The following is a 5,739-nucleotide window of genomic DNA, read 5'->3' on the forward strand; positions in this document are numbered from 1 at the left end:
CTCAATTGTGTGACATAATTAGTATTATTGATAGTTAGCTAATAACTGGTGTATTTCTGCTTTCAGAACGTATCCCTAGGGTATGACAAATAGCATAGGTTAACTCATCACGATTAAGCGTATAAAAATGAAAATCTTTTACACCCTCACGGATGAGTATTTTGACCATATCTATGGCAATAGAAGCACCTACCATCTTACTTGTTTCTATATCTTGATCCAGTCCATCAAACATTACACTCATCCAGTGTGGTATTTTTACGTTAGTCATAGCTGCAAAACGCTGTAGTTGGCGAAAATTGAATACCGGTAGAATTCCGGGCACGATTTCAGTATCGATGCCTGCTACCAAACAGCGATCACGGAACCGCAAATAACTTTCAATATCAAAAAAAAACTGAGTAATCGCCCTACTAGCGCCAGCATCTATTTTTTTTTTGAGATTTATCAAGTCAGACTGAGCATTTCGCGCTTCCGGATGGACTTCAGGATAAGCAGCCACAGAAATCTCAAAATCACCTACTTTTTTCAATAGTACTACTAAATCTAAACCGTACATATCCTGCCGACTACTGCCGATAGGTAGGTCACCGCGCAGTGCCACGATATGACGAATACCGCTACGCCAGTATTCTTGAACGATTTCCTGCAGCGCAGTGGGTGATGTATCTATACAGGTTAAATGAGGGGCTGCCTCTAGTCCAGTACGCTCTTTAATCTCTTTGATGATGCTGTAAGTGCGCTTCTTGTCTCCTGAGTTAGCGCCATAAGTAACGGAGACAAATTTTGGTTTAAGTTTGCTTAACCGGTGGATAGAGTGCCAGAAATACTCTTCCATTTCACTCGTACGGGGAGGAAAAAACTCAAAAGAAACGTTTATATGGCCCTGTCGTTCCGCTAAATTATGATTAAGGATTTCTCTATGATGAATGTGAAATAAACTCATGCCTTTACTTTACCTCATAAAATAAGGTGATTAACATATAGAAAGAAAATAAAGAAAATGAAGTAAATAAAAATGAACGTCAATCAAATAATTCACTACTAAGAAAAATATTCAAATATATTGAATAATGTTCAAATTAAACTGTAGTTATCTTTGTTTCAATGTTAATGCGTAGGCATGCTAAAGGTAAATTACAACAAAACATATATATATATAAGTAAACTATATATTAAGAGCTGCTTGAAAAGCTTGTGCGATATCTGCAATTAAATCTTCACTATCCTCAATACCAACTGAAACTCGCAATAAAGTATCGCAGATACCGGCACGAACCCTAGCTTCAGCTGCCATCCCTGCATGAGTCATAGTCGCTGCGTGAGATATCAGGCTCTCTACTCCACCCAGTGATTCAGCCAAAGTAAACAACTCTAGCGCTGCTAAAAAACGGCGTAGTGCCGCTTCATCTCCGTCTAACTCAAAGCTAAGCATGGCACCAAAACCACTTTGCTGACGACACGCAATTTCATGGCCGGGATGATCGGGTAATTCTGGATAATACAGCTTTTTAACCTGGGGATGTTGCTGTAAATACGCTACGATTGCTTGAGCATTACTTTGTTGTTGCCGGATACGCGGCGTCAAGGTACGGATACCACGCAGCAATAGGTAGCTATCAAACGCCCCGCCGGTCACGCCGATATTATTACCCCACCAAGCCAACTCATTAGCTACTGCCGCCTCTTTAGCAATCACAGCGCCGGCCATCACATCAGAATGTCCGTTAAGATACTTAGTGCATGAGTGCACCACTAGGTCAGCCCCCAACGCTAGCGGCTGTTGTAAAGCAGGACTCATAAATGTGTTATCCACAACACATTGGGCCCCCGCCTGGTGCGCGGCGCGACAAACGGCTGCAATATCTACAACCCGCAGCAAAGGATTGCTTGGGGTCTCAATAAGTACTAATTTGGGTTTGCTAGCAAAAGTAGCCGCTAGCGTTTTTTCATTACTCTGATCAATAAACTGCACTTTATAAGCGCCGCGCTTACTCAGGCTTTCGAACAGACGATAACTACCCCCATAACAGTCATAAGGTGCAATGAGCAGATCATCTGGTTTCAGTAACATAGTACACACGAGATGGATAGCAGACATACCGCTACTAGTCATCACTGCTCCTGCTCCCCCTTCCAGCTCTGCTAGTGCCTGCTGTACTACATCCCTGGTTGGATTTCCACGCCGCGAGTAATCATGGGTGCGTGGCTGGTTGAATTCAATAAAATTATATGTGCTAGATAAAGTTATCGGTGGAACTAGACAGCCAAATTGCTCGTCGTTATTTAACCCACTACGAACTGCGATCGTGGCTTGTTTGTGCGTCATATTGTCGCATCCTGACTAATAAAAAAGTTTTGATAAAAGAGTAAACTACATAATAATAGCAGTCAATACATCTAGACATCTAAAGTTACTAACTCAAGTAAGTAATAATAAAAGCTAAAATTATGCTAAATTAAACAGTCTAATGACTAATCATTTTTAATTTAGTATAGTCGAGGATGTAATGACCACATTGTAATAAACCGCAGATTTATCCAGCACTAACATTAAGTAGTGTGTTTATCATAGATACTGCATAATTAGCGAATTGTTCTACCATTTATATTAGTGTAATCAGATCTTAAGGTACGCCATGGCTGAATGGAAAGGTGAGTATATCAGCCCTTATGCTGAACGTGGTAAAAAAAGTAAACAAGTAAAAAAAATTACAGTTTCCATTCCGCTGAAAGTGCTGAAAATTCTTACTGACGAAAGAACCCGGCGCCAGGTTAATAACCTGCGCCACGCCACCAATAGTGAGCTACTGTGTGAAGCTTTTCTGCATGCTTTTACCGGCCAGCCTTTACCTAACGATCACGATTTAGGTAAAGAACGTAACGACGAAATACCAGAAGTAGCGAAACAAATGATGCGTGAAATCGGAATAGATCCCGATACTTGGGTTTATTGAGACAGATGTAGCACCACTATACAGAAAACATAAAACATTACTTTTTGCTAATGGGGATACCAAAACGCTTATGAAAACGTTCAACACGACCACGAGTGTTAATGATGCGTTGCTTACCTGTGTAAAAAGGATGGCAAGCACTACATACGTCTAAATTCAAGTCATGGTCTAAAGTAGAATTAGTTTTTATAATATTACCACAAGAACAGATTGCGGTAATTTGAAAGTATTTGGGGTGTATATTTTTTTGCATGGAACACCTATTCGTCAGATTGATTGTGTCGCTATCGACGTCACTATAAGCCACACGACACGAATTAAGTGTCATCATCATGACGTAGTATGACATTATACCCAAAGCTACTGATAATACAAAATACCACCTATTTTGGCAAATGAATTTATACATCATACGCACATCTAGTTAGCGCTTTTACTCCGGAATAAACTAATGCACGTTGTTAATGTTGCTCTACCTGTGCCGCTGGCACGTACTTTCGATTATTTACTGTCCGATAACACCAACCAAGCAGTAGTAGGAGGTAGGGTACTAGTTCCTTTTGGTCAGCGCCAGGTCATTGGTATCATCACAGCTATTCATCCACGTAGTAAACTGGCGCTAGATCAGTTGAAACTAGTAACTGAAGTCCTAGACAAACAATCACTTTTTTCTGATAGCTTGTGGCGTATTTTGATTTGGTCGATTAGCTATTACCACTATCCAGCCGGTAAAGTGTTATTTCACTCCTTGCCAGTGTTGATTCGCCAGGGGAAGCCGGCAGAAAGGGCACCAATGTGGCAATGGTTCGCCACCCACAAAGGAAGTAGTACCTTACCAAATAGTCTCAAGCGAGCTCCTAAGCAACAAAAAGCGCTAAAGGCGCTACTCCGTGGCCCGTTCTATCGTCATCAAGTAAGTGATTTACAACTAGACGACGCAGCGTTACAGGCATTGCGCACGAAAGGATTATGCAACTTGCGCGCATTATCGGTACCGGTAGTGGAACACGACTGGCGCACTATTTTTAGGGTAAACTGTAAGCATCGGCGTATTAATGCCGAGCAGGCGAACGCGGTGGGCGCTATCCGAAGTAAGGATGAGCAATATGGGGTATGGTTACTTGCTGGGGTCACTGGTGCCGGCAAGACAGAAGTCTATCTGACAGTACTAGAAAATATTTTATTAAAAGGGAAACAAGCATTAGTTCTCGTGCCAGAAATAGGCTTAACTCCGCAAACTATCACCCGCTTTCGCGAGCGCTTCCATGCTCCGGTGGAAGTACTACATTCTGGGCTGAATCACCAAGAAAGGTTGACTGTTTGGCGGAAAGTTCGGCGTGGCGAAAGTGCCATCGTAATCGGCACACGCTCTGCACTGTTTACTCCCTTTGCTAGGCTGGGGCTGATTGTCATCGACGAGGAACACGATGGTTCGTATAAGCAGCATACTGGGTGGCGCTATAACGCCCGCGATCTAGCGGTATTTCGCGCTCGCGAGGAAAATGTACCGATTATTCTTGGCACAGCCACCCCAGCTTTGGAGACGATCTATAATGTACAACAAAAAAAATATCATCAATTAACGCTAGGAAAGCGTATTGGTAATGCTCAACTAGCCAGTCAGCAATTGGTTGATTTAAAAAACCAGCAGCTGACTAACGGCTTATCTACAGCACTACTGCAAAAAATGCGACAGCACCTAGAAGCCGGCAATCAAGTCATGCTTTTTCTCAACCGACGTGGTTTTGCCCCAGCGCTGCTATGTCATGAGTGCGGCTGGATAGCCGAGTGCCAGCGGTGCGATCACTACTATACTTTTCATCAGCAACAACGCCAATTACGCTGCCATCACTGCTATAGTCAGCGTCCTGTGTCATATCAGTGTTCACAATGTGGTTCAACACAGCTTGTGCCAGTAGGTTTGGGCACAGAGCAACTTGAGCAAACGCTAGCGCAGCAATTTCCTACCGTACCTGTGACGCGTATCGATCGTGACACTACCGCGCGCAAAGGGGCGCTAGAGTTGTTTTTAGCCCAGGTTAAGAGGGGAGGGGAACGCATTTTGATAGGCACGCAAATGCTAGCTAAAGGGCACCATTTCCCCGACGTGACTTTAGTATCGTTATTAGATGTAGACGGCGCGCTGTTTTCTGGGGATTTTCGCGCCGCGGAGCGGTTCGCCCAGCTTTATACTCAGGTATCAGGCCGCGCTGGCCGCGCTGGCAAGCAAGGAGAAGTATTGTTACAAACTTATTATCCAGAGCATCCTTTGCTACAGACACTGCTTAGCTACGGATATATGGACTTCGCCCTACAGATGCTAGAAGAACGTCGACAAGCTGGTTTACCGCCTTTTACTAGTCATATTCTTTTTCGTGCGGAAGATCATGATAACAACCAGGCTGGACTATTCCTCGACCAATCCCGTCAATTATTGGACGCTCATCCGCTGCGCGATAAAGCACTGTTACTAATGGGTCCTATACCAGCATTAGCGCCTAAGCGCTGCGGTCGGTTCCGCTGGCAACTACTGTTGTCGCATCCATCACGGCTGCAGTTGCAGCGACTTGTTACAACTATTTTACCATTAGTAGGAACGCTTTCTCAGGCACGGAAAGTAAAATGGTCATTAGATGTCGATCCTATTGACAGCTGATACTAGTTATGAGTAGTGTGCGATTACTTTGTTGTTCGCGAAAGAAAACCAAGGCAACATACATAGAGCCGGCTGTTTTCAAACCATTATAATTAGTTAACAATCGGCAACAATTATGACTTTATT

At 43.3% G+C, this 5,739-nt stretch carries 5 protein-coding genes; 2 read left to right on the forward strand and 3 right to left on the reverse strand.

The window, feature by feature from the left end:
* Window positions 1-34 precede the first annotated feature (34 nt).
* Both metF and metB read right to left on the reverse strand, forming a co-directional pair.
* A complete protein-coding gene (gene metF, locus CEX73_RS03260; protein WP_101627148.1) occupies window positions 35-946 on the reverse strand; it encodes a methylenetetrahydrofolate reductase in 912 nt (303 codons plus the stop codon).
* Window positions 947-1,168: 222 nt separating this feature from the next.
* Window positions 1,169-2,329 (reverse strand): cystathionine gamma-synthase, encoded by a 1,161-nt coding sequence (gene metB / locus CEX73_RS03265; RefSeq protein ID WP_101627150.1) that lies wholly within the window; start codon window positions 2,327-2,329, stop codon window positions 1,169-1,171.
* Window positions 2,330-2,639: 310 nt separating this feature from the next.
* Between metB and metJ the strand changes: the two genes are divergently transcribed.
* Window positions 2,640-2,957, forward strand: a complete 318-nt coding sequence (metJ, locus tag CEX73_RS03270; RefSeq protein WP_101627151.1) for a met regulon transcriptional regulator MetJ — start codon at window positions 2,640-2,642, stop codon at window positions 2,955-2,957.
* Window positions 2,958-2,994: 37 nt separating this feature from the next.
* Here metJ and rpmE read toward each other — a convergent pair whose 3' ends face one another.
* The gene (rpmE, locus tag CEX73_RS03275) at window positions 2,995-3,210 is read right to left on the reverse strand and encodes a 50S ribosomal protein L31 (protein ID WP_101627152.1); all 216 of its coding nucleotides are present in this window, start codon (window positions 3,208-3,210) and stop codon (window positions 2,995-2,997) included.
* 198 nt (window positions 3,211-3,408) lie between these two features.
* Here rpmE and priA point away from each other — a divergent pair, with 198 nt between their 5' ends.
* Window positions 3,409-5,613, forward strand: a complete 2,205-nt coding sequence (gene priA, locus CEX73_RS03280) for a primosomal protein N' (RefSeq protein ID WP_101627153.1) — start codon at window positions 3,409-3,411, stop codon at window positions 5,611-5,613.
* Window positions 5,614-5,739 lie beyond the last annotated feature (126 nt).

This window comes from Candidatus Palibaumannia cicadellinicola (assembly GCF_002855795.1).
Classification (GTDB): domain Bacteria; phylum Pseudomonadota; class Gammaproteobacteria; order Enterobacterales; family Enterobacteriaceae; genus Baumannia; species Baumannia cicadellinicola_C.

Excerpts from the sequence above, each read along its gene's own strand:
- metF (WP_101627148.1), bottom strand. The coding sequence starts at position 946 with ATGAGTTTATTTCACATTCATCATAGAGAAATCCTTAATCATAATTTA.
- metB (WP_101627150.1), bottom strand. The coding sequence starts at position 2,329 with ATGACGCACAAACAAGCCACGATCGCAGTTCGTAGTGGGTTAAATAAC.
- metJ (WP_101627151.1), top strand. The coding sequence starts at position 2,640 with ATGGCTGAATGGAAAGGTGAGTATATCAGCCCTTATGCTGAACGTGGT.
- rpmE (WP_101627152.1), bottom strand. The coding sequence starts at position 3,210 with ATGCAAAAAAATATACACCCCAAATACTTTCAAATTACCGCAATCTGT.
- priA (WP_101627153.1), top strand. The coding sequence starts at position 3,409 with ATGCACGTTGTTAATGTTGCTCTACCTGTGCCGCTGGCACGTACTTTC.